The organism is Pantoea sp. Seng (assembly GCF_009829935.1).
GTDB lineage: Bacteria > Pseudomonadota > Gammaproteobacteria > Enterobacterales > Enterobacteriaceae > Pantoea > Pantoea communis.
On sequence record NZ_SZZV01000008.1, the window covers coordinates 135,270 to 158,649 of the forward strand.

Genomic DNA, 23,380 nt, shown 5'->3' on the forward strand with positions numbered 1-23,380 from the left:
GTGTCTCAGGATCCTGCGATTAGCGCGCCACCAGGCGAGCACTGGCGGCAACGGCCAGCAGCAGCAGGGCGATCAATAAAAATGCGCCACTCAAACTGAGCCACTGGGAAATAAATCCGATTAGAGCCGGACCTGAAAGAATACCTGCATAGCCTAATGTTGTCATGGCAGAAATCGCCAGATTCGACGGCATATCGTGTTGATTCCCGGCCGCATTAAACAGCATTGGCACGGTGTTGGCTAAGCCGAATCCCACCAGCAGGAAAGCCAGCAGTGCAACCTGTGGCCACGGCAGTAACACCGCCAGCGTCATACCCGCTGCAGCGGCTAACGCACCCGTGACCATGACGGGATAGCGACCAAAACGTTGAATGACTTTATCACCGGTGAGACGGCCAATTGTCATCGCCACGGAGAAGATGGCATAGCCCAATCCCGCATGTGCTACGTCCATCTCTGTGTTTTGCAGTAACAGCAGTGCGCTCCAGTCAAGCACCGCGCCTTCTGCCAAAAACAGAATGAAGCACAGTAACCCCAGGAAAGCGACCCAACCGCGTGGGATCACCAGCCAGGGTTGATCGGGCTGATGCAACCGTTCAGTCATTAACGTTGGCAGGCTGATCACCAGCAGCACCACGATTAACACCATCACCACCGCGACAGCATGCAGGGGCGAGAGACCACTGGCCAGCAATAAACTGACGCTACCGGCACCAATAATCCCGCCCAGGCTGAAGAAACCATGGAAACCCGACATCATCGGCTTGCGTGCTGCTTTCTCCACTTCAACGGCCTGCACATTCATGGCGACATCCAGCATGCCTAACCCGGCACCGAAGATCATCAGTGCCGCAGCCATCAACCACATCACATTTAGCAGAGTGAGCAGTGGCAGGATCGCCAGCACCACTAACGTGGAACATAACATCACCCGACGGCCGCCCACGCGGGCAATCAGCGCACCGGTAATCGGCATCGCTGCGAGCGATCCCACACCGAGGCACAGCAGCAGCCCACCTAACGATGCGCCGCTCAGTGCCAGACGCTGGCTGGCAAAGGGAACCAGTGGCGCCCATGCCGACATGCAAAGTCCGGCGATCAGAAAGACGATGCGTGTACCCATGTTGACACGCTGATGCAAATGATTGTGCTGTGCGGCGTCCAGTGCTGTCATAAAAGTCTTTTTCAATAGCCGTCAAAGCGACGAAGTTTAGCATTAAAGCTGACGTCTCACCGCAGTTCAGAACCGATGAGTTCAGAAAAGATGAGCGCCAGAAACAGGCATATTACCGAGTTTTGGCGTGGCGTGACGCTTTTCCAGAACTTTCCTGGCACTTTCACGGCCTTCCTGCCGCGATCAATCGATCGCAAATTGAAATTTCATGATGGAAAAGGACGAATATAAAATCATCATCGGTAATAAATCAGCGCTGCACTTTGCCTTAACCAATTGAATAAGAGGAGACTCATGTAGGCTAATAGGAGAGAGTCTGGGCCAGAGCATATTCCAGTATTCTTCATTACGCACAGAAATTAACATTGCAGAATGATGGCTATCGATTGAACAAAAAGTGCGAAAAATAGCTAATAATGCGCCCGAGAGATTGTGTTAATTTAACTCAATCAACTAACTTTACTTAAAATTACGCGGGGATGAGTGATTTTGGCAAAAAAAATGCCGGACAAACATGTCCGGCGGGAATTAGGGTAAAACAACTCATTCGGGGTGAATGAAGGGAATAATGAAATAAATGATGATAGCGGGAGTAATTGTATGCGCTGAAGTGACTTTAGTTTTATCATTCAGTGCGGCAGGGCGTGTCAATTTAAGTTGTTGTTATTAAATGTATAAATAATCGATTACCAATATGTGCTGTATTCTTTGTTGATCCGTGCTGATTATTAGTTCCACGATGTTTACATTTGGAAATAACTATTAAATACAATGAAACACTTTTGGAAATTTAGTATCATTTTCGTGATAGATTATTGCCCCGTATAAAATAACAATGGCTTGCCGGCTGAATTTTTAATCGTTCAGTTTGCAGTGGCATAAATAAAGGCACATTAAAGAGGGTAATAAAATGAAACGTCGCGTTCTCTCCCTGATGATCCCTGCATTGCTGGTTGCAGGTTCAGCAAGCGCAGCTGAAATTTACAACAAAGATGGCAACAAATTAGACCTCTACGGTAAAGTCGATGGTCTGCACTATTTCTCCGACAACTCAGGTTCAGACGGTGATCAGTCTTACCTGCGTTTCGGTTTCAAAGGTGAAACTCAGGTCACAGACCAACTGACCGGTTACGGCCAGTGGGAATACCAGGCTGCCCTTAACACCTCTGAAAACGAAGGCACCGCCAACAGCTTTACGCGTGTCGGTTTTGCGGGGCTGAAATTCGGTGATGCCGGTTCATTCGACTACGGTCGTAACTATGGCGTGATCTATGATGTTTCGGGCTGGACTGACGTATTGCCAGAGTTCGGTGGCGATACCTACGGCGCGGACAACTACATGTTCCAGCGCGGTAACGGCATGGCGACCTACCGCAACACCAACTTCTTTGGCCTGGTGGATGGCTGGAACTTTGCAGTCCAGTATCAGGGCAAAAATGACAACCCAACTGAATCCTCTAGCGGCCGTGATGTGCTGGGTGAGAACGGTGATGGTTACGGCCTGAGCACCACTTATGACATCGGATCCGGTTTCGGTATCGGTGCAGCGATGTTCCAGTCTGACCGTACTAATAACCAGAACACCGGCGCTATCCTGGGTCGTGGTGATAAAGCTTCTGCTTACACCGGTGGCCTGAAATATGACGCCAACAACGTGTATCTGGCCGCGATGTACACCCGTTCGTACAACGCAACGCGTTTCGGTTCCAGCAGCGCAACTTCTTACGGTTACGCGGATACTGCGGATAACTGGGAATTGGTGGCACAGTACCAGTTCGACTTCGGTCTGCGCCCATCCCTTGCGTTCGTTTCTTCTCGCGGCAACGTGCAGAACTACGGCGATCAGAACCTGAAAAAATATGTTGATGTGGGTGCGACTTACTACTTCAACAAAAATATGTCGACCTATGTTGATTACCAGATCAACATGCTGGACGACAACAACTTCACCAATGCGGCCGGTATCAACACCGACGACATTGTGGCACTGGGCCTGGTTTACCAGTTCTAAGTTGCAGCTTGGTAGGGCGCGCCATGGTGCGCCCTCGGCGGGCTTCGGGTCGCCGCTACTGCATCTGTTGCATTAACGCACTTAGTCATACCTCCACGATCTCCTTTGCCTGTTTCCTCCTCTGTATTCGCACAATGGCACCGTCGACCAGCAACATCATCTGTGCAGCCTTAAACTGCCTTTATGCTGGCAACTTCTCAGGGATTTTCTTTTTTAACGGCTGACCGATAGCGGCAGAAGAGTCTCTGTTTCACTGTAAGGCAGGAAGACGCCCGGATGACTATCCGGGCCTGGGCGAGCGGAGTAATGAGATTACGATACAGGGCGCCATTTTTTGGCTTTTGGCGCGGGCACTACCGACGTATGGGGCGTGGGTGTGCTGCCTTCCATTGCGACGCCTGCCAGCGTAAACGCGGAGAAGCGCAACCAGTGTTGCCAGGTTTGTTGGGTTTTTGTCTTATTCATTTTGCACCTCGCTGATGTTCAACTCAGTCTCAACGGTGCAGAATTCATGCCAGGTCACCGCTCTCAGCGCCACGCGGCCTCAATCTGATTTGCTACACTCCGGCAGCGCTGAAGCGGTGCATATCATTAATCCATGGTGCAAAAATTTAACGTTTGCGCGAGGGGTAATGCTGAATCAGGCGATGGCGATAGTGTTGCCAGCAGCGGAAAGTCCCGAAGATGAACAGAACGGCGGATACAGCGAGAATCATAAAAATCATCTGTCGCTCCTGTGCGGTTGGGGGGCTTGAACGCTCAATCCTGTGCAAGTCAGGTATGAACATCAAGCAGCTTTAGCCTGTTTTACAAGCGGTTTATGCTTTGAAACAGGATGAATTAATGAGTTACAGATGAGGAAGTGATGAGTATTAAGAATATTCTGCTAATTGGTGTTATGACCAGCGCGTTGTTCGGCTGCGACCAGCAGGCCTCCCGTAGCGCACTGGTGCTGGAAGGGAAAACCATGGGCACCCAGTGGCGCGTCAGCCTGGCGGGCGTCGATCCCCAACGGCAGGCCGCTTTGCAGCAGGCTATTCAGCAGCAGCTTGATCGTGATGATCATGAACTCTCCACCTGGAAGCAGGATTCAGTTTTGTCGCGCTTCAACCAGTATCAGGGTGATCAGCCGCAGCCGGTGAGCGCAGATATGGCGGATATCGTGGTTGAAGCCCTGCGCATCGGTCATAAAACCGAGGGTGCGATGGATATCACCGTCGGCCCGCTGGTCAATTTGTGGGGGTTCGGGCCCACGAAACAGCCTGCGCACACCCCGAGCCAGGCGCAGATTGACGCAGCGAAAGCGCAAACCGGCTTACAACATTTGCATGTGATCCAGAGCGTGGAGGGGCAGTGGTTGCAGAAAGATCTGCCCGCGCTGGATGTCGATCTTTCGACCATGGGGGAGGGATATGCCACCGATCATCTGGCACGATTGATGGAGCAGCAGGGCATTACCGACTATCTGGTGTCGGTGGGGGGCGCAGTACTAACCCGTGGGCAGAATGCCAGCAATCAACCCTGGCGTGTGGCGATCCAGAAACCCACCGATCGTGAAAACGCCGTCGAAGCGCGCGTTGACTTACAGGGGCACGGAATCAGCACCTCAGGCAGCTATCGCAACTATTATGAACTGGACGGCAAACGCATTTCGCACGTGATCGATCCCGCGACCGGACGCCCCATCGAACATAAACTGGTGTCGGCCACCGTGATTGCGACTACCGCGCTGGAAGCCGATGGCTGGGATACCGGGTTGATGGTGCTGGGCAGCGAACGGGCACAAGCGTTGGCAATCAAGGAACATTTGGCGGTTTATCTGATCAGCAAGCAGGGTGACGGCTTTACGCACTGGATGTCACCCCAGTTCAAATACTTCCTGATCGATCAGGAAAGCAAATAACGGCAGGAGGCGCAGATGTTGGATCTGTTTAGTGAAGAAGCACCCTGGCAGGAACCGTTAGCGGAAGGCGCGGTGATTTTACGGCGCCGCGCGCGCGATGAAGCGGACGCATTGCTGGCGGCGATACAGGAGATTGCCGGGCAAAATCCCTTTGCTCACCGCATCACGCCGGGCGGGCATCGCATGTCGGTGGCGATGACCAACTGTGGCGACTTAGGCTGGTCAACGGATTCGCGCGGCTACCAATACACGGAGCAGGATAATGCCAGTGGGCACAAATGGCCGCCGATGCCTGCGCTGTTTCGCACGCTGGCGCAACAAACTGCGCAGGAAGCGGGATTCCCCGGCTTTAACCCGGATGCCTGCTTAATCAACCGCTATGAACCCGGTGCCAAACTCACCTTGCACCAGGACAAGGACGAGAGGGACTTGCGTCAGCCGATAGTTTCAGTGTCATTAGGCCTGCCAGCGGTGTTCCAGTTTGGTGGTTTTGAGCGCGGTGATGCCACGCAGCGGGTGCTGCTGGAGCACGGTGATATCGTGGTGTGGGGCGGCCCCTCACGCTTGCGTTATCACGGCATTCTGCCGCTCAAACCCGGTATTCACCCGGCAGCGGGCGCCTTTCGCTTTAATCTCACTTTCCGCCGCGCCCACTAACGGCGCGGTGAATGAGAATTAATCTTGCTATCATCCGGAGCGCCATTAAACTGCAGGCTGCTTGGTTGACCTCCGGAATCTGTTAATGGCATTGCTGCATGTGGTTTATCGCCAGTATCGCTGGCCTTTTATTGGTGTCATTCTGCTTACGCTGTTAAGCGCCGCGCTCGGCATCGGCTTAATCGCCTATATCAATAACGAGCTGATCGTCGCGGTAAATACCTCGATTTCTGTGCTGCCGAGTTTTCTGGGGCAGCTGTTTCTGCTGATGGCCGTGACGCTGGGATCGCAACTGGCGTTGACTCAGCTTGGTCATCACTTTGTCTGGCGCCTGCGCGGCGAATTCATCAAACGTATCCTCGATACTCGCGTCGAACGCATTGAGCAGATAGGTAACGCGCAACTGCTGGCGGGACTCACCAGTGATGTGCGTGCCATCACCATCGCCTTTGTCCGCCTGCCGGAACTGATTCAGGGCATCATTATTACCCTGGGTTCCGCGCTCTATCTGGCGTGGCTGTCACCTAAAATGCTGCTGATCACCTCGCTGTGGTTAGTGATCACGCTGGTTGGCGGCTGGCTGCTGGTGTCACGCGTTTATCAACACATGGCGAAGCTGCGTGAAATCGAAGACGATCTCTATCGTGATTTCCAGACCATTATTGAAGGACGCAAAGAGCTACAGCTTAACCGCGAGCGCGCTCAACTGATTTACGACAACGTCTATCAGGAAAACGCCACAAGCTATCGTCATCATATCGTTCGTGCCGATACCTTCCATCTCAGCGCGGTTAACTGGTCAAATATCATGATGCTGGGCGCGATTGGCATTGTGTTCTTTATGGCTAACGGTCTGGGTTGGGCGAACACGGCGGTGGCCGCCACCTATTCACTGACGCTGCTGTTCCTGCGCACGCCGTTACTGGCGGCGGTGGGTGCCTTGCCGACCTTGCTCAGTGCGCAGGTCGCCTTCCGTAAAATCAACACCTTCGATCTCGCGCCTTACGATGCACAGTTCAAAGTGCTGCCACAGGTGAGTAACTGGCAAACATTGGAACTGCGCGATGTCTGCTTCCATTATGGCGATCACGGTTTCCAGGTTGGCCCGATTAATCTGACGCTGCGTCGCGGTGAGTTAGTGTTCCTGATTGGGGGCAACGGCAGTGGCAAGTCAACGCTGGCGATGTTGCTGACCGGGCTTTATCAGCCTCAATCGGGCAGTTTGCTGCTGGATGGCAAAGTGGTTGACTGGCATAACCTCGATGCTTACCGCAAACACTTCTCAGCGGTGTTTACCGATGTACATTTGTTTGATCGCCTGATCGGTCACGGCGGTCAGCCAGCGAATCCTGGGCTGGTGCAGCAGTGGCTGGAACGCCTGAAGATGCAGGATAAACTGAAGCTGCAAGGCAATAAGGTGCTGAATCTGCAGCTCTCTAAAGGGCAAAGCAAGCGACTGGCGTTGCTGCTGGCAGCGGCAGAGGAACGCGACATCTTGCTGCTGGATGAGTGGGCTGCCGATCAGGACCCGCATTTCCGCCGTATCTTCTACCGCGAACTGCTGCCCTGGCTGCAGGCGTCGGGCAAAACCGTGTTTGCTATTAGCCATGATGATCACTACTTCATTCACGCCGACCGCTTGCTGGAGATGCGCGAAGGCCAGCTGAGTGAACTCACCGGTAACGAACGTGAGATGGCTACGCTGGATGCGGTGAAGCGCACCGACACCGGCCATTAACATCTGCCGGGAAAGCTTAGCAAAAAGCCTTATTGGGCAAGGTGTTGCCAGGCGAGTAAGGTGAGTTTCAACAGAGATTCCTCGTCTCTGTCTCCCTGGAACACTTCTATCGTCTTGTGTTGTCACCGGCTTAGATTGATTCTGAGCCGGTTTTTTTATGGGTTATTCAGGGGATGAGCGATCAGCGTGATAACGCGGTCGCCGCGTCGCCAGAAGTGCGCCTGCAGGCGAGTACCGGCGTTAAACTCGCGTGAAAAGTCCTGCGTCAACGTGAGCGTGGCGCGGCCTTGCGTCAAATCCCACTCCAGCAACTCCGCGTGCAGAAAATCCATCGGCTGATGCAACTGTGGCCACAACGCTTTATAGACACTCTCTTTCAGTGAAAACAGCAAAGTAGCCGCCGCTGCAAACGGCAGTGCAGCGGCGGTTAACCGTTGACGCTCTGCACGGCTCATCAGCATCTCCGCCGTTTCCTCTGCGGTCTGTTCTGCCATCAATTGCTCGACATCAACGCCTATACATAGGGGCGCCTGCGTTGCCGCGATGACGGCCATTTGCTGCGAATGCGAAAGTGAGGCCTGAATCCCCACCGGCCATACAGGCGAGCGATCGGGCGCATTACGCAGGATAAAGTCAGGCATCGCGAAGCGCGCCAGCATCTGCTGCGCCAGCCAGCGACTGGCTAAATGCTCAGCTTTACGCTTGGTGACGGCATTGTGTAACGCCAGTGGTAGCGGGAGCTGCCAGTGTTGATGCAGATCGCTGTGCCATGCCTGCTGATTAAATTCACACCACGCAATAGGGAGCGGAGAGCTTGTCATAGCCGCAGCGGTAATAAACGGAGAGGGGGTCAGTGCCAGGGGAATTTCAGAAGCAAACATTAAGCATCACGGCTGACGGTTAAAACGCTATTTTTACCCGTCAGCCGTGAAAAGAGCAAGCCAAAACGGCTCACCCACGTTTAGTGATTAGGCGGAATTGACATGCCTTTGATCTGTACCATAAAGTGCTCGTTGCCTTTGGTTATACGCGCACCGCGGTCACACCACCGCGAAGCCAGGCGGAAAAAATCGTCGCTGCCGATATCGTAAGCCAGTTCAACTTTACTGATACCTGAATGCAGGAGTTCTTCCGCGTCCTGCAGGTTTTTAGCTTTGATGACCATAATAAGTGTCCATCGAAAAACAGGAAGGATAAGAGTAATTAAACTGTGTGACAGTTTTGTTTCAATCAGATGAAATGCTGTCATGTTTGACGAAAAATGTGATCCCGCTCCGCTTTGATTGCTTTCGGTAACTGACTGATTATTTCCGAGAAGATTTCCCACTCAGGCCGTTTTACGATAATACTGAATGGGTTAACCAAGGAGGTTGTTATGGAAATACCGCGTCTGGAAACGCCCCGTTTACTGCTGCAACCGCTGCGAAGCGAAGATGCGATTCAGGTACAGCAGGTTTTCCCGCGCTGGGAAATCGTGCGGCATCTGATCGGTTCTGTGCCCTGGCCTTATCCCGCTGATGGCGCCCGTCAATATATTGAGGGTATGGCGCTGCCTGCAATGAAAGCAGGGCAGGCGTGGCACTGGAGCCTTCGCCATCGATCTGATCCCAACAGTCTGATTGGTTTAATCTCACTGCGTCTGGGGCCGGAAGATAACCGGGGATTCTGGTTGGTGCCCGAATGGCAGAAGCAGGGATTGATGAGTGAAGCCTGCGCAGCAGTCACCGAATTCTGGTTTATCCATCTCGATCAGACGCGTCTGCGTGTGCCCAAGGCGATGGATAATCTGGCTTCTCGTCGCATCTCGGAACGCACTGGCATGCGGTTAGTGGATACCTATCGCAAAACTTTTGTTGAGGGCGAGTTACCGGCGGGCACCTGGGAACTGACGCGTGACGAATGGCTGGCGCAGCGTGATAGAGGATAGCGGCCTTCAGAAAGCAAAAAAGCAACCTTAAGGGCTGCTTTTTTATAGGATTTTGGTCGGCACGAGAGGATTTGAACCTCCGACCCCGGACACCCCATGACCGTGCGCTACCAGGCTGCGCTACGTGCCGAACGTGGAGAAGTAGTCTACTGGTTCCGCTCACGATTGCAATATGCGCAGGTTTTAACTGCCTCATTATTAATCAGTTTGCGGTAAAGCGCTTCTCTTCTGTCAACACCTGAAGCAGCAACGCCAGCTGCGGTTTATGATCCTTCAGCTTATTGCCCTGTGCATCGTAGGCGCTGTAACTGCCGTTGTTATTCAGCACCAGCGTCACGGTTGGCGTAGTCACCACCAGTTTGCCCTCTTCACTACTGGCGACCCAGTTGTGGCTGCGTTGAGCAGCAAACAGATCTTCACCCTGTGAATAATTGGCCGGATTGGTGCGCACGTGCAGCAGACGTTGCATCAACGTCGTCATCACATCCTGCTGATCGGTCAGACGATCGATGGTCTGCGCCGGCGTATTCGGCCAGTGCACCACCAGAGGCACCCGTAACGTTGCACGGTTGCCCGGATTATCATCATTATCCGGCGTAACCGCACGCTGGGCGGTAATCACCACCACGGTATTTTTGAGCAAATCGCGTTGCTGCAACGTCTGTAGCACGGCCGCAATTTGCTCATCAACGCTGTTAGCCTGGCGCAAATAGCTGCGCTGACGCGCTTTAATGCTTTCGCCAGTCACGTTGACGCCATCAAGTGAAATCCAGGAGAACCAGGGCGCACCCTCGGCTTTCTGGCCGTTGAGCCAGTTTTGCCATTGGTTCACCGTCGTGCTGTTCGGCTGAGCATCCGCCTCTGGCAGGCTGTAATCCGCTAACAGCGCCTGGCGATACAAGGGTTGGCTGAAGCCGTCGGAGGAGAACAGACCAAACTGATACCCCTGCGAATTCAGCGCACCGAGTAACGCCGAAGGCATGCGCGCGGCAAGTACGCCGTCCATATAGCTGGAGGAGATGCCGTAGAACAGACCGAACATGCCTTTCTCCGGCGCAACCCCGGCACTGTAGTGTTGGGTAAAACGCACGTTGTCACTGGCAAACTGATTCAGCGATGGCAGTGCCTTATCCAGATTGTCATGACTCAAACCATCAACGGTCAGCAGCAGCAGGTTGTGCCGCGTGCCGCCATCGCGGAAGGTGATATCACTCAGCGGATACTGCACTGACAGCGCCTCAGGATCACCCTGTTGCACCAGACGACGCTGATACTCCTGCGCATCCAGCAAGCCATGGCGTTCAAGAAAGCGTCGCGCGGTCATCGGATAGGAGAGCGGCAGATTGGCGCGCTGCATGGTAATCGGGCGATAGAAATTGGCGTCGGCCCAGATATACAGCAGATGGCTGGCAAAGAAAGCACAGATAAACAGCGCGGCCAGCGGCTTACCAAATGAGCGTCGATTCAGGCTGCGCAGCTTCTGCCAGCTCCAGGTGGCAAACAACATCTCCACGAGGAAGATGACCGGTACGCTAATAAACATCAGCTGCCAGTCACGCGCCATCTCGCTTTGGTCGGGGTTGATGACCAACTCCCACACCACCGGATTCAGATGGAGGTGGAAGCGGTTGAATACCGCGCTATCGACCATAATCAGCGTCAGCCCGGCAGTGGCGATAATCGCCGACAGCACCCTAAGCAATCGCTGTGACATCACCACAAAGGTGAGTGGGAAGATAATCAGCAGATAACCGGCAAACACAATAAAGCTAAAGTGGCCAATCCAGCTGGTATAGGCATAAATACGGCCCGCAAGCGAGGCGGGCCAGTCGGCGACCAACAGGTAGCGGCTGCCTAAAATCAGCGCGAAGATGATGTTAAACAGGGCAAACCAGTGCCCCCAGCTGATCATCTGGGAGACTTTTTCGCGGTAGCGCTGCCGGTTGGTTACCATATTTATGAGGTCAGATCTGCAATTTAGTGGGCGTTGTCATCGCGAACGGAAGACTGCAACGCTTCCGCGAAAGATTTCGCCAGGCTGCGGCGCTGGGCCGGCGAGACACTGGTGTTAATCAAATTGGTTACCATGTTCCCTAACACCATCAGGGAAAGGTCGGTTGGCGCTTTGTCTTTTTCAAGAATCTGCGCCATCTGCGCGAGAAGCTTCTCTACGCGCTCGTCGCTATAACGGGATGATTGTGGCATATCGTCGACTAATCAAGTGTGAAAAGGCGGTATATTACCGTAACAACGCGCTTTTTTCCGCAATTAAATCGCAAGCAGAGCGATCAGTTTGTGCGTGGAGTTGAAAGCAGCGGCGGGCGGTGTTTGAATACGCGCCTGAGCCCAAAGGAGAGTCTACCATGAGTCTGGATATCGACCAGATTGCCCTGCATCAGTTAGTCAAACGTGATGAAAACCAGCTTGAGGTGGTCCTGCGCGACACTTTGCTGCCCGCGACCCGTGCGGTAGAAGAGATGGCAGAAGAGCTGCATCGGGTGTACAGCGCCAAAAGCAAAGCCTATGGCCTGTTTAATGAAGAGAGTGAACTGGCCGATGCGCTGCGCAATTGCCGCAAAGGGGAAGATGACTTTCTGGCCTTTAGCCGTGCCGCGACCGGGCGTCTGCGTGATGAGCTGGGCAAATATCCGTTTGCGGAAAGTGGCGTGGTGCTGTTCCTGCACTATCGCTATCTGGCGGTGGAGTATTTGCTGGTGGCGATGCTGAGCAGCCAGTCAAGCATGCGCGTCAATGAACAACTAGATATTAGCAGCACTCATTATCTCGATATTAATCATGCGGATATTGTGGCGCGTATCGATCTTACTGAATGGGAAACCAACCCAGAATCCACCCGTTATCTGACCTTCCTGCGTGGACGCGTCGGGCGCAAAGTGGCCGATTTCTTTATGGATTTCCTCGGTGCCAGCGTTGGACTCGATACCAAAGCACAGAACCGGGGGTTGCTGCAGGCGGTAGATGATTACTGCGCGGAATCGAATCTCGATAAGAACGAGCGCCAGAACTATCGTCAGCAGGTTTACAGCTACTGCAACGACCAACTGCAGGCGGGTGAGGAGATTGCGCTGGAAGATCTTTCCAGTGAACTGCCGCCGCTGGGAGAGAAAACCTTCCAGGCCTTTACCCAGGAGCAGGGTTATGAGTTGGAAGAGCATTTCCCGGCTGACCGTAGCACATTACGCCAGTTGACCAAGTTTGCTGGCAGCGGTGGCGGCCTGACGCTGAATTTTGATGCCATGCTACTGGGCGAGCGCATTTTTTGGGATCCCGCGACCGATACCCTGACCATCAAAGGCACACCGCCTAATCTGCGCGATCAGTTACAGCGCCGAACCGGCGGTAACTGATTTTCAGGCAAAAAAAACGCCGCGTAAGCGGCGTTCTCTTTTCAACTCGTTGGCGATTAAGCGCGAACGAAGTCGATGTGGTGCAGTTTTGGCTTGAACGGATGACGCTGTACCGCCTGAGCTTTAACTTTAACTTCTTTACCATCAACAACGATGGTCAGCACGTCGGTGTAGAACTCAGGCTTAGCCTGCAGGTTCATTACAACGTCGTGGTCCAGTTCGATAGCAACTGGCGCTTCGTTTCCGCCATAGATGATGGCTGGGAATTTATTTGCTACACGCAGACGGCGGCTCGCACCCTTACCCTGCTCTTTACGTACTTCAGCGTTGAAAGTGGTCATTTGATTTCTCTTCAATCATTTCTGCTACAGGCGACCCAGCAACAGACGGTTATTCATATGCTTTTACGGATGCAAAAGCGGGCGGCATTATAGCCGCAATAGAAGACGCGGGCAAATGATTCCGTCGCTTAACGCAGCTCATTCGCGCGTCGATAACGTCCTTGATAATCGAACATCTTCTCGCGAATTTGCCAGAAATGACCTTTCGCGCGTGCCACCACAAAATCGGGATGACGCAGCAGTGGCTGCAAAGCGATAACATCCGCAGCAGTTTGCCAACCGAGTTCCACGCCGGGTGCGCGCTGGTGTGGGCGCATAAACAGCTGCTCGAAGGCTTTACGTTGAGCAGGCGTTTGCAGACGAAAACGTTCACTGACGCTGGTGCCATCTTCATCAAAGTAGGTCGCTTTTAGCCATTCGCCTTTCTCGTCGCGCCCTTGCTCCAGCGTCATACCGCCGCAGCGCAGCACACGTGCATCTTTAAGTTTTAGCGCGGCTTTCAACATATCATCAGGGTCGACCATAATACGATCGCACTGATGACAGCGGCGGGCCGCAATATCGTTTTCTGCACCGCAGTCGGGACAACTTTTAAAGCGGAAGCGATAGTCGCACTGTTCACGATTGCCCTCATCATCCTCCATCACGCCCTGACACCGACGGCCAAAATGTTCAATGATATGGCCATCTTCGGTGGTTTTTCCCCAGAAGGTATTGGCTAAACCACAGGCTGGGCAGAACACTTGCACCGGCTGATTGTCACTGGCGCCTTTTGGCGTGCCGACTTCAGGGGTAAAGAGATCGTGCGGATTTCCAGCATAATCGAGGATCAGGCAGTCGGTTTTGCCTGGTGACAAACGCAGGCCGCGCCCGACAATCTGTTGATACAAACTGACCGATTCAGTGGGGCGCAATATGGCGATAAGATCTACATGCGGCGCATCAAAGCCGGTGGTCAGCACCGCGACGTTCACTAAAAACTTTAACTGTTGCGCTTTAAATTCGCTGATCAAACGATCGCGTTCTTTCACCACTGTTTCCGCTGACACCAACGCGCTGTTCTCGGGCAACAGAGATAAAATCTCACGCGCATGTTCTACCGTGGCGGCGAATACCATCACGCCACGACGATCCTCCGCGAACTCCACGATCTGTCTGATGATGTGCGGCGTCACGCGATTCTGCTGCTTTAATTCGCGATTGAGATCGGCTTCGCTGAATAAACCGTTATTTTGCGGGATCAGGCGGCTGAAATCGTACTGTACGACCGGCATATCCAGCCGTTCGGGTGGCACAAGGAAACCGTGCTTGATCATGTAGCGCAGCGGCAATTCATAAATACAGTCGCGGAATAGCGCGTGCTGATCGCCGCGTACCATGCCGTGATAGTGAAACTGATAAATCCAGCCTTTACCGAGGCGAAAGGGCGTCGCGGTGAGCCCCAGCAGGCGCAGTTGAGGATTATGCTGCCGCAGATGGGCGAACAGCTGCTGATACTGACTCTCTTCGTTGTCGCTGATGCGGTGGCACTCATCGACGATCACCAGAGAAAAGGCGCTGTCGAAGCGATCCAGATTGCGCGCCACGGATTGCACGCTGCCAAATACCACTTTGCTTTCGCTCTGTTTGCGCTGTAAACCGGCGGCAAAAATATCGGCTTCCAGACCATACGCCTGATATTTGCTGTGGTTCTGCTCGACCAACTCTTTCACATGCGCCAGCACCAGCACGCGGCCTCGGGCAATGCGCGCCAGTTCAGCAATCACCAGACTTTTACCGGCACCCGTCGGCAGCACAATCACGGCGGGCGCATCGTGGCGGCGAAAATGCTGGAGTGTGGCGTCAACCGCCTCTTGCTGGTACGGGCGCAGGGTGAAGGACATCAGGGCAAACTTTTTTTTCAAACGGGCACGCATTATGCCATGAAAACAGCTGAAACGCAGGCGCGGTACTGTTAGCAGGCGAAGGATCAAGCTATACTGCCCACACTTTTTTAACGGTTTAAAAACGCCGTTTCAGTTCCCTCCGTAGTAACAGGCAAAAGCGAATTCATGCGACTCGAAAAATTCATATCTCAGCAGCTGGAAGTCAGCCGTGCTATCGCTGGCCGCGAAATCCGCGCCAGGAAAGTCACCATTAATGGCGAAGTGGTTCGCGATGCGGGCTACAAAGTGTTGCCAGACGACGAAATCGAATACGACGGCAACCCACTGGTGGTGCAAACCGGTCCACGCTACTTCATGCTGAATAAGCCGCAGGGTTATGTCTGCTCCACTGACGATCCCGATCATCCTACCGTGCTGTTCTTCATGGAAGAACCGGCTGCTTTTAAGCTGCATGCGGCGGGCCGTCTGGATATCGACACCACCGGTCTGGTGCTGTTGACGGACGATGGTCAGTGGTCACACCGTATTACCTCTCCGCGCCATCACCTGGAAAAAACCTATCTGGTTGAAGTGGAAGAGCCGATTGATCCTGCGCTGGTGGAGAAGTTCGCGACGGGGATTCAACTGCACAATGAGAAAGAACTGACCAAACCGGCGGTGCTGGAAATCCTCGATGAAAAAGCCGCTCGTTTAACTATCACGGAAGGCCGCTATCATCAGGTCAAACGCATGTTTGCCGCGATGGGTAATCATGTGTCCGCGCTGCATCGCGAAAGCATTGGCGAGATTGTGCTGGATGACGACCTGGCTGAAGGTGAATACCGTGAACTCACGGAAGAAGAGGTCGACAGCATCGGCCTGCCAGAAGAGCTGAAAAAACGCAAATAGCGGGAGAAAGCGGTGCGTAAGGAAAAGAATTCACCGGTAGGGTTGGTCGTGATTCTGGGATTGCTGGCGATGCTGATGCCGCTCTCCATTGATATGTATTTGCCGGCAATGCCGCAAATCGCACGCGAATTTGCCGTTTCGGCAGGCAGCGTGCAGATGACGCTGAACCTTTACATTCTGGGGTTTGCTATCGGGCAGTTGGTGTATGGCCCGCTGGCGGACAGCTACGGACGTAAACCGGTGATTGTGCTGGGCACGCTGATCTTTGCCTGCGCCGCGGCGGCATGTGCCTTGTCGCAGTCCATTGATCAACTGATCTTTATGCGCTTCCTGCACGGCTTGTCGGCGGCAGCGGCCAGCGTGGTGATTAACGCGCTGATGCGAGACAGTTACTCGAAAGAGGATTTCTCGCGCATGATGTCGTTTGTCATGCTGGTCACCACCATTGCACCGTTACTGGCACCCATTATCGGCGGTTGGCTGTTGCTGCTGTGGAACTGGCACGCGATTTTCTGGACGCTGGCTGTGGCCGCATTGATCACTACCGTACTGGTGGTGACGCAGATCCGCGAGACGCTCAAGCCTGAACTGCGGCAGCGCTTCCATTTGCGAACCACGCTGAGTAACTTCGTCGCGCTGGTGCGCCATAAACGTGCGTTCAGCTACATGCTGGCAAGCGGCTTCTCCTTTGCGGGATTGTTTACCTTCCTCAACGCCGGGCCTTTTGTTTACATCGAAGTGAATCACGTTTCACCGCAAAACTTTGGCTACTACTTTGGCCTTAACGTGGTGTTCCTGTTTGTCATGACGCTGATCAACAGCCGCGCGGTACGCCGCTTCGGGCCTTTGGCGATGTTCCGTATCGGACTGATCATACAGTTTGCGATGGGCATCTGGCTGCTGATTGCCAGCGCGCTGGATTTAGGTTTCCTGTCGCTGGTGTTTGGCGTGGCGATGTTTATCGGCTGCGTCTCGACGGTTTCTTCGAACGCGATGGCGGTGATTCTCGATGAGTTTCCGCATATGGCGGGCACCGCATCGTCACTGGCCGGTACTTTGCGCTTTGGCGTGGGTGCGCTGGTGGGGGCATTGCTGTCACTGGTGAGTATTAACAGCGCCTGGCCAATGGTGGCGACCATTGCCCTATGCGCAACCGTATCCATTGTGTTGTTTAGCTACGCCGCACGTCCACGCCACGCTTAAATCTGCACTTTCCTCTTACGGCGCGGTTGATCGTGGAGTTCACTGGTTTTTAGAGCCATTGAAATCGCGAATAAAAAACTGCGCCGTTGTCACATTCCCTCTTGCCGTATGCGATCAATTCTTCACGTTCACTCGCGAATCCCCACATTTTCGTTATGCTTAATGTTTCCATAATGTGAAAATTTAGGTGTAAAAAAGTAACTATAATGCATCTAAAATGATTGTTAACTGCCGCCGAACAAGGTACACATAGGCATAAATGCGAGAAAGCTCGCAAATAATAACTTTGCTACATGCTTTGTGTTTAAAACGAGAAGGCAAACCTTGACGTCCGTATTCTGAGTTTACCAGGTAGGGATTCACTGCGTAATCGCCGTCGTCGTGAATAAGCGTTAACGTCTCTGGGGACTGTAATTATGCTGCAACTTTCGGTTATGCATCGCTTACCGCAACATTATCGTTGGTCAGCCGACCATGTCGGTGAAATTGAACGTCAGGAAGCGGTCAACGGTGTGCACGATGAAGATCTCGTCGCACTGCGTCTGTTAAGCCACGATGGCCATCCGGCGCTGGAAATTCTGCACCAGCTGCAAGAGACGTTGGCGCAGATTCAGGTCGATTGCAAAATTGCCCTGTGTGAAGGGCAGCCCTGTTTACTGATTCAGCGTGGCGATGAAAGCACTACCAACTGCTGCCTGAAAAATCAGGGCGTTGCCATCGCGGAAACCTTTGAAGGTCAGTGAGTTAACGATTCGCCCTGCGCGGAGGCTAAAAGCTGACGCGTATAATCGCTGGCCGGTGCGTTAAACAACGCTTCGCATTCTCCCTGTTCCACCACTTCACCCTGGCGCAGCACAATTAGCTGATGGCAGAGTGCGCGCACCACCTGCAAATCATGGCTAATAAACAGATACGCTAACTGGTGCTGCTGCTGTAAACGGCGCAGCAGGGTGAGAATTTGCTTCTGCACTGAGCGATCCAGCGAAGAGGTCGGTTCATCCAGCACGATTAATTGCGGCTCCAGAATCAGCGCTCTGGCAATAGCGATGCGCTGACGTTGACCACCGGAAAACTCTGCGGGGTAGCGTGAACGGCTCTCTGCATCCAGTCCCACTTCCTGCATCACGGCAATCACTTTCGCTTCCTGCTCGGCGGCACTTAGTTCAGGACGATGTACTGCCAGCCCTTCTGCAATCACCTGTTGCACCGTCATGCGCGGATTGAGTGATGAGTTAGGATCCTGAAATACCACCTGAATATGCGGGCGCAGCGGCAAAAGCTGCTTACGCGACAGGCTATGCAGCGGCTGGCCGTCAAACCAAATCTCACCGCGCGCAGCGATCAAACGCAGCAACGCTAAACCGGTGGTACTTTTGCCTGAACCGGATTCACCGACCAATCCGAGGCTTTCACCCCGGCGCAGCGTGAAGTTGAGATCGCTGAGCACGGTTTTCTCCGCCACGGCGCGCTGAAACAATCCGCGTTTAATCGGAAAGCCCACGTGCAGGTTTTTGACCTGCAGCAGCGGCTGTGCATCGTTAAGCGGCACAGGCTGACCATCCGGTTCGGCGGCGAGTAATTCACGCGTATAAGGATGCTCGGGCTGGCTGAACAGCGGCTTGCATAGATTGTGCTCCACTTCCCGACCCTCGCGCATCACCGTGACACGATGCGCCAGCTGGCGGACGATATTGAGATTGTGGGTGATGAACAGCATGCCCATATTCAGTTCGCGCTGCAGTTCACGCAGCAAGCGCAGAATTTGTGCCTGCACCGTGACATCCAGCGCGGTGGTGGGCTCATCGGCAATCAGCAGTTTGGGCTGCGTCAGTAACGCCATGGCAATCATCACGCGCTGGCGTTCCCCACCTGACAGCTGATGCGGGAAATCGCCGAGGCGTGATGCCGCATTGCGGATGCCGACGCGATCGAGGCAGCTAAGAATTTCGCCGCGCGCCGCTTCTTTACGCATCCCACGATGCAAAGACAGCACCTCATACAGCTGCTTCTCAACGTTGTGCAGCGGGTTGAGCGACACCATCGGTTCCTGGAAAATCATCGCCATCTGATTGCCACGCAGACCGCGCATCTCGCGCTCGCTGGCCTGCAAGATATTTTGGCCATTGAACAGGATCTCACCTTGCGGATAGGTCACAGGCGGCTGCGGCAGCAGGCGCATAATCGAGAGCGCGGTGACACTTTTGCCTGAACCGGATTCACCGACCAGCGCCAGAGTTTCACCGGCCTCAATCTGCAGAGAGATATCTTCCACCACGCGGCGCTGATTGAAGGCCACGGCGAGATGATTGACGCTTAACAGGCTCATTTCACCCCCCGGCTGGGATCAAAAGCATCACGTACCGCTTCACCGATAAAGATCAACAGCGAGAGGAGCAGCGCGAGGGCGAAGAAGCCGGAAAGTCCCAGCCACGGCGCCTGTAAGTTGTTTTTGCCCTGTAACAGCAGTTCACCCATCGAAGGAGAACCCACCGGCAAGCCGAAACCAAGGAAATCCAGTGAGGTCAGGGTGGTAATCGAACCGCATAAAATAAAGGGCAGGAAGGTCAGCGTGGCCACCATCGCATTCGGCAGCATGTGACGCAGCATAATGCGTCCGTCACTCACGCCGAGCGCGCGCGCCGCACGCACATAATCAAAGTTACGCGTGCGCAGAAACTCGGCCCGCACCACGCTCACCAGGCTCATCCAGCCAAATATCACGGTGACCAGCAATAGCCACCAGAAGCCGGGTTGAATCACGCTCGAAAGCAAAATCAGTAAAAATAGCGATGGCATGCCAGACCACACCTCAATCAGACGCTGGCCAACTAAATCGACACGACCACCAAAATAGCCCTGCACCGCACCGATTACGATACCGATCACGCTGGAGAACAGGGTCAGCAAGATCCCGAACAGCAGCGAGATGCGCGTGCCATATAGCAAACGCGCCAGCACATCACCGCCATTGGCGTCGGTGCCGAGCCAGTTCTGCTTCGAAGGCGGAGAAGGGAAGGGCACATCGGTGGCGAAATTAATGGTGCTGTCACTGAAACGAATCGGTGCCCACAGCGCCCATCCCTGCTGATCGATCCGCTGTTTTAGCCACGGGTCCTGGTAATCGGCAGGGGTGGCAAAGTCGCCGCCAAAATCACTCTCGCTGTAATTGAACAACAGCGGCATATACCAGCGTTGCTGATAGTGCACCAGTAGTGGCTTGTCATTGGCCAGCAACTCCGCACCGAGTGAAAGCAGAAAAATCACCAGAAAAATCCACAGCGACCAGTATCCACGGCGGTTATAACGAAAGCGCTGCCAGCGTTGCTGGTTGATTAGCGATAAGCCCATTAGCGCCCCTCAAAATCGATGCGCGGATCGACCAGCGTATAGCTCAGATCGCTGAGAATGTTCATCAGCAAGCCGATCAGCGTGAAGATATACAGCGTGCCAAACATCACCGGATAGTCGCGCTGAATAGTGGCATCGTAACCCAGCAAGCCGAGTCCGTTGAGGGAGAACATCACTTCAATCAAGACCGAACTGGTAAAGAACATGCTGATAAAGGTGGCAGGGAAACCGGCTATCACCAGCAGCATGGCGTTGCGAAACACGTGGCCGTATAAAATACGTTTTTCATCCAGTCCTTTGGCGCGTGCGGTGACCACATATTGTTTGCGGATCTCATCGAGGAATGAGTTTTTGGTCAGCATAGTGAGCGTGGCAAAACCGCCGATCACCGTGGCCAGAACCGGCAGCGTGATGTGCCAGAGATAGTCGCCAATCTTGCTGTACCACGGCAACGTATCAAACTGCGGCGAGGTCAGCCCGCGAAGTGGGAACCAGTCGAAATAGCTGCCCCCGGCAAACAGCACAATCAGCATGATGCCGAAGAGAAAGGCCGGGATGGAGTATCCAATGATGATAAAGGTACTGCTCCAGATATCGAAAGCGCTGCCGTTGCGCACTGCCTTTTTAATCCCCAACGGAATCGAGACCAGATAAATGATCAACGTACTCCACAAGCCCAGGCTGATGGAAACCGGCAAGCTCTCTTTGATCAGCTGCAGCACCGAGGCGCTACGGAACAAACTGTCGCCAAAATCAAAACGAATATAGTTCCACAGCATTTCGCCATAGCGCTGCAGCAGCGGTTTATCAAAACCGTAGCGGTGTTTGATCTCGGCGATCACCTCAGGATCAAGGCCACGCGCGCCGCGATATTGGCTGTCGCCCGGATTATCATGCGCCAGCGCACCGCGCCCGCCGACATCTCCAGCACTACCCGAGGAAAAACCGGAGCTATGACCAAATTGCGCATTCGCCAGCGCCTGATCCACCGGTCCACCGGGCGCAATCTGCACGATAAAAAAGTTCAGGGTGATGATCGCCCACAGTGTGGGAATAATCAGCAGCAACCTGCGCAGGAAATAGGAACCCAAACCGCTCTCCTCAGCGTCTGTCGGCCGGCAATTGTGCGGCTTTGTTCACGTCATACCACCAGTTCTCTAACCCGGTTGCATACGCGGGTTTGATTTCAGGGCGGGAAAATTTATCCCAGTATGCCAGCCTCTGTTCGGCGTTGTACCACATCGGGATCATATAGGCATTCCATAACAGAATGCGATCCAGTGCCTGGCCCAGTGGCAGTAGCGCTTTTTCATCGCCCTGATGTTCGACGATCTGCTGCACAAAGTGATCCACGATGGGATCTTTCACCCGTGGCGTGTTCCACGAGGAGGCAATGTATTGCGACTGCCAACTGATACGTAAGTTGGTGGAGGGCCATGGATTGGCCTGATACAGCGTTGGGATCATATCGTAATCGCCTTCGCGTAAACGGCGCAGATACTGCGAGCTATCAATTTGCCGCAACTCCACCTGAATCCCCAAACGCTGCAGGCTATGCTGGAACGGCAGCGCCCAGTCGTTCTGCGTGCCGCTGCGCATCAGCAGTTCAAAGCGGAAGGGCTGTCCGGTCTTATCGTTTACCAGATGCTGATTCTTAATCTGCCAGCCCGCTTCTTTTAGTAGCTTCATGGCTTTTAGCAGATTGCCGCGATCGAATCCGCTGCCATCGGAACGCGGCGGTGCATAGTCGTTGTTGAACACTTCAGCGGGCAGCTGCGCTTTGTACGGTGCCAGCAGAATGAGCTGGTCGGCTTTAGGGTAATCTTTGGCCGCATAGGCGGTGTTCTGGAAATAGCTATCAGTGCGTTTGTACGCCCCGTAAAACAGCGCTTTGTTCATCCACTCGAAATCGAACGCCAGCGTCAGCGCCTCACGCACCCGACGGTCAGCAAACAGCGGTTTTTCATTGTTAAAGGCCAGCCAGCGAGTATCGGTGGAGACGGTATTCGGCGTGGTGGCTTTCACGATGGCGTGGCTATCAAAGTTACGCCCGCGGTATTGCGTGGCCCACTTCTTCGCCGAACCCTCTTCGCGCAGATCGGAGGCGCCGGCTTTGAAGGCTTCAAAGGCGACATTGTCATCAAGATAGTAATCGTAGCGCAGCGTATCAAAGTTAAAACGTCCCCGATTGACCGGCAGATTTGCCGCCCAGTAGTTTTTCACCCGACTGTATTGAATGAACTGACCTGGCTTATAAGACGTGATGCGATAGGGGCCGCTGGAGAGCGGGGGATAGCCGATCGGCTCGTTGAATTTTTTATTCTGCCAGAAGGCTTGCGGCAATACCGGCAGCGTTAACCAGCTCAGGATCATATCCTTGTCCGGTTTCGGCATGTCGATACGCACGGTGAGATTGTTGAGCGCTTTCACTTCAACTCCACGGAACGCCACGCGGAACTGCGGCACACCTTCGGTCATAAATTTCTGGAAGGTGAAAGCGACATCTTTGGCGGTGATCGGGCTGCCGTCCTGAAAACGCGCATGCGGATTGATGGAGACTTCCATCCAGTGATAATCGCTGGGATAGCGGGCGGATTCAGCAATCAAGGGATAGTAGCTGCCAGGCTCATCATCGGAGGTGGTGAACAGCCCGTCATACAGCGTATCGGTGCCGACGCCAGGATTACCGCGTGAAGCAAAGCGATTGAAGTTATCGTAAGTGCCCACCACCGCGATGGTCATCTTGCCGCCTTTAGGCGCAGCGGGATTCGCGTAATCATAATGGGTGAAATTCACCACATACTTCGGTTCGCCCAGCTTGGCAAAGGCATAACTCTCATTGATGGTTTCCGCATGCAGTGGCGCGATGGCGCTACAAACCAACAACGCGGTGACAAGACGCAGCAGCATAAGTGGGGCGCTCTCCTTAAATAATC

Annotated in this window: 21 protein-coding genes and 1 tRNA gene; 9 read left to right on the forward strand and 13 right to left on the reverse strand. The window is 53.8% G+C overall.

Annotated elements, in window-relative coordinates; all coding sequences use genetic code 11:
* Positions 1–19: 19 nt before the first annotated feature.
* A complete protein-coding gene (locus FD737_RS10610; protein WP_034825009.1) occupies positions 20–1,174 on the reverse strand; it encodes an MFS transporter in 1,155 nt (384 codons plus the stop codon).
* 910 nt (positions 1,175–2,084) lie between these two features.
* Here FD737_RS10610 and ompC point away from each other — a divergent pair.
* Positions 2,085–3,185, forward strand: coding sequence for a porin OmpC (gene ompC / locus FD737_RS10615; protein WP_160833466.1), 1,101 nt, complete (start codon positions 2,085–2,087; stop codon positions 3,183–3,185).
* A gap of 312 nt (positions 3,186–3,497) precedes the next feature.
* On the opposite strand, the gene FD737_RS23690 is transcribed toward ompC, so the two are convergent.
* Positions 3,498–3,650, reverse strand: a complete 153-nt coding sequence (locus tag FD737_RS23690; protein ID WP_200569216.1) for a hypothetical protein — start codon at positions 3,648–3,650, stop codon at positions 3,498–3,500.
* A 400-nt stretch (positions 3,651–4,050) separates the two neighbouring features.
* Between FD737_RS23690 and apbE the strand changes: the two genes are divergently transcribed.
* The 3 genes from apbE to FD737_RS10630 all read left to right on the forward strand — a co-directional run bounded on the left by apbE (position 4,051) and on the right by FD737_RS10630 (position 7,483).
* Complete coding sequence (gene apbE / locus FD737_RS10620) at positions 4,051–5,088, forward strand: FAD:protein FMN transferase ApbE (protein ID WP_160833467.1); 1,038 nt, start codon at positions 4,051–4,053, stop codon at positions 5,086–5,088.
* 15 nt (positions 5,089–5,103) lie between these two features.
* Entirely contained in the window at positions 5,104–5,745 is a 642-nt protein-coding gene (alkB, locus tag FD737_RS10625; protein ID WP_097116593.1) for a DNA oxidative demethylase AlkB, read from the forward strand.
* Between the two features lie 85 nt (positions 5,746–5,830).
* Positions 5,831–7,483, forward strand: a complete 1,653-nt coding sequence (locus FD737_RS10630; protein ID WP_097116594.1) for a multidrug ABC transporter permease/ATP-binding protein — start codon at positions 5,831–5,833, stop codon at positions 7,481–7,483.
* A 155-nt stretch (positions 7,484–7,638) separates the two neighbouring features.
* Here FD737_RS10630 and FD737_RS10635 read toward each other — a convergent pair whose 3' ends face one another.
* Both FD737_RS10635 and FD737_RS10640 read right to left on the reverse strand, forming a co-directional pair.
* Positions 7,639–8,304, reverse strand: a complete 666-nt coding sequence (locus FD737_RS10635; RefSeq protein ID WP_237448780.1) for a 4'-phosphopantetheinyl transferase — start codon at positions 8,302–8,304, stop codon at positions 7,639–7,641.
* 140 nt (positions 8,305–8,444) lie between these two features.
* The gene (locus FD737_RS10640) at positions 8,445–8,648 is read right to left on the reverse strand and encodes a hypothetical protein (RefSeq protein ID WP_160833468.1); all 204 of its coding nucleotides are present in this window, start codon (positions 8,646–8,648) and stop codon (positions 8,445–8,447) included.
* Between the two features lie 210 nt (positions 8,649–8,858).
* On the opposite strand from FD737_RS10640, the gene FD737_RS10645 reads away from it, so the two are divergent.
* A complete protein-coding gene (locus FD737_RS10645) occupies positions 8,859–9,410 on the forward strand; it encodes a GNAT family N-acetyltransferase (RefSeq protein WP_097116596.1) in 552 nt (183 codons plus the stop codon).
* Between the two features lie 53 nt (positions 9,411–9,463).
* Here FD737_RS10645 and FD737_RS10650 read toward each other — a convergent pair.
* The 3 genes from FD737_RS10650 to FD737_RS10660 form a co-directional block, all read right to left on the reverse strand.
* Positions 9,464–9,540: transfer RNA gene (locus FD737_RS10650), tRNA-Pro, on the reverse strand.
* Positions 9,541–9,612: 72 nt separating this feature from the next.
* Entirely contained in the window at positions 9,613–11,364 is a 1,752-nt protein-coding gene (gene yejM, locus FD737_RS10655; RefSeq protein WP_160833469.1) for an LPS biosynthesis-modulating metalloenzyme YejM, read from the reverse strand.
* A gap of 23 nt (positions 11,365–11,387) precedes the next feature.
* Positions 11,388–11,615: a YejL family protein gene (locus FD737_RS10660; protein ID WP_034824987.1), complete on the reverse strand. Its 228-nt coding sequence runs from the start codon at positions 11,613–11,615 to the stop codon at positions 11,388–11,390.
* Positions 11,616–11,773: 158 nt separating this feature from the next.
* Between FD737_RS10660 and yejK the strand changes: the two genes are divergently transcribed.
* A complete protein-coding gene (gene yejK / locus FD737_RS10665; protein WP_034824985.1) occupies positions 11,774–12,778 on the forward strand; it encodes a nucleoid-associated protein YejK in 1,005 nt (334 codons plus the stop codon).
* Positions 12,779–12,834: 56 nt separating this feature from the next.
* On the opposite strand, the gene rplY is transcribed toward yejK, so the two are convergent.
* Both rplY and FD737_RS10675 read right to left on the reverse strand, forming a co-directional pair.
* Positions 12,835–13,119 carry a 50S ribosomal protein L25 gene (gene rplY / locus FD737_RS10670; protein ID WP_034824983.1) on the reverse strand — a complete coding sequence of 95 codons (285 nt, stop codon included), beginning with the start codon at positions 13,117–13,119 and terminating at the stop codon, positions 12,835–12,837.
* Positions 13,120–13,247: 128 nt separating this feature from the next.
* A complete protein-coding gene (locus FD737_RS10675) occupies positions 13,248–15,002 on the reverse strand; it encodes a DEAD/DEAH box helicase (protein ID WP_160833505.1) in 1,755 nt (584 codons plus the stop codon).
* Between the two features lie 168 nt (positions 15,003–15,170).
* Between FD737_RS10675 and rsuA the strand changes: the two genes are divergently transcribed.
* The 3 genes from rsuA (at position 15,171) to FD737_RS10690 (ending at position 17,839) form a co-directional block, all read left to right on the forward strand.
* Positions 15,171–15,893: a 16S rRNA pseudouridine(516) synthase RsuA gene (rsuA, locus tag FD737_RS10680; RefSeq protein WP_058961320.1), complete on the forward strand. Its 723-nt coding sequence runs from the start codon at positions 15,171–15,173 to the stop codon at positions 15,891–15,893.
* 12 nt (positions 15,894–15,905) lie between these two features.
* Positions 15,906–17,096 carry a Bcr/CflA family multidrug efflux MFS transporter gene (locus tag FD737_RS10685; protein WP_160833470.1) on the forward strand — a complete coding sequence of 397 codons (1,191 nt, stop codon included), beginning with the start codon at positions 15,906–15,908 and terminating at the stop codon, positions 17,094–17,096.
* Between the two features lie 416 nt (positions 17,097–17,512).
* Positions 17,513–17,839 (forward strand): hypothetical protein, encoded by a 327-nt coding sequence (locus tag FD737_RS10690; RefSeq protein WP_160833471.1) that lies wholly within the window; start codon positions 17,513–17,515, stop codon positions 17,837–17,839.
* On the opposite strand, the gene yejF is transcribed toward FD737_RS10690, so the two are convergent.
* The 4 genes from yejF to FD737_RS10710 are packed head-to-tail and all read right to left on the reverse strand — an operon-like array spanning position 17,833 to position 23,354.
* Positions 17,833–19,422 (reverse strand): microcin C ABC transporter ATP-binding protein YejF, encoded by a 1,590-nt coding sequence (gene yejF / locus FD737_RS10695; protein ID WP_160833472.1) that lies wholly within the window; start codon positions 19,420–19,422, stop codon positions 17,833–17,835. The genes FD737_RS10690 and yejF overlap by 7 nt on opposite strands.
* Positions 19,419–20,444: an ABC transporter permease gene (locus FD737_RS10700; RefSeq protein ID WP_160833473.1), complete on the reverse strand. Its 1,026-nt coding sequence runs from the start codon at positions 20,442–20,444 to the stop codon at positions 19,419–19,421. Before FD737_RS10700 ends, yejF begins: the two co-directional genes overlap by 4 nt.
* Positions 20,444–21,535, reverse strand: a complete 1,092-nt coding sequence (locus FD737_RS10705; RefSeq protein WP_160833474.1) for a microcin C ABC transporter permease YejB — start codon at positions 21,533–21,535, stop codon at positions 20,444–20,446. The genes FD737_RS10700 and FD737_RS10705 overlap by 1 nt, the downstream gene beginning before the upstream one ends.
* Positions 21,536–21,545: 10 nt before the next feature.
* Entirely contained in the window at positions 21,546–23,354 is a 1,809-nt protein-coding gene (locus tag FD737_RS10710; RefSeq protein ID WP_160833475.1) for an extracellular solute-binding protein, read from the reverse strand.
* Positions 23,355–23,380 lie beyond the last annotated feature (26 nt).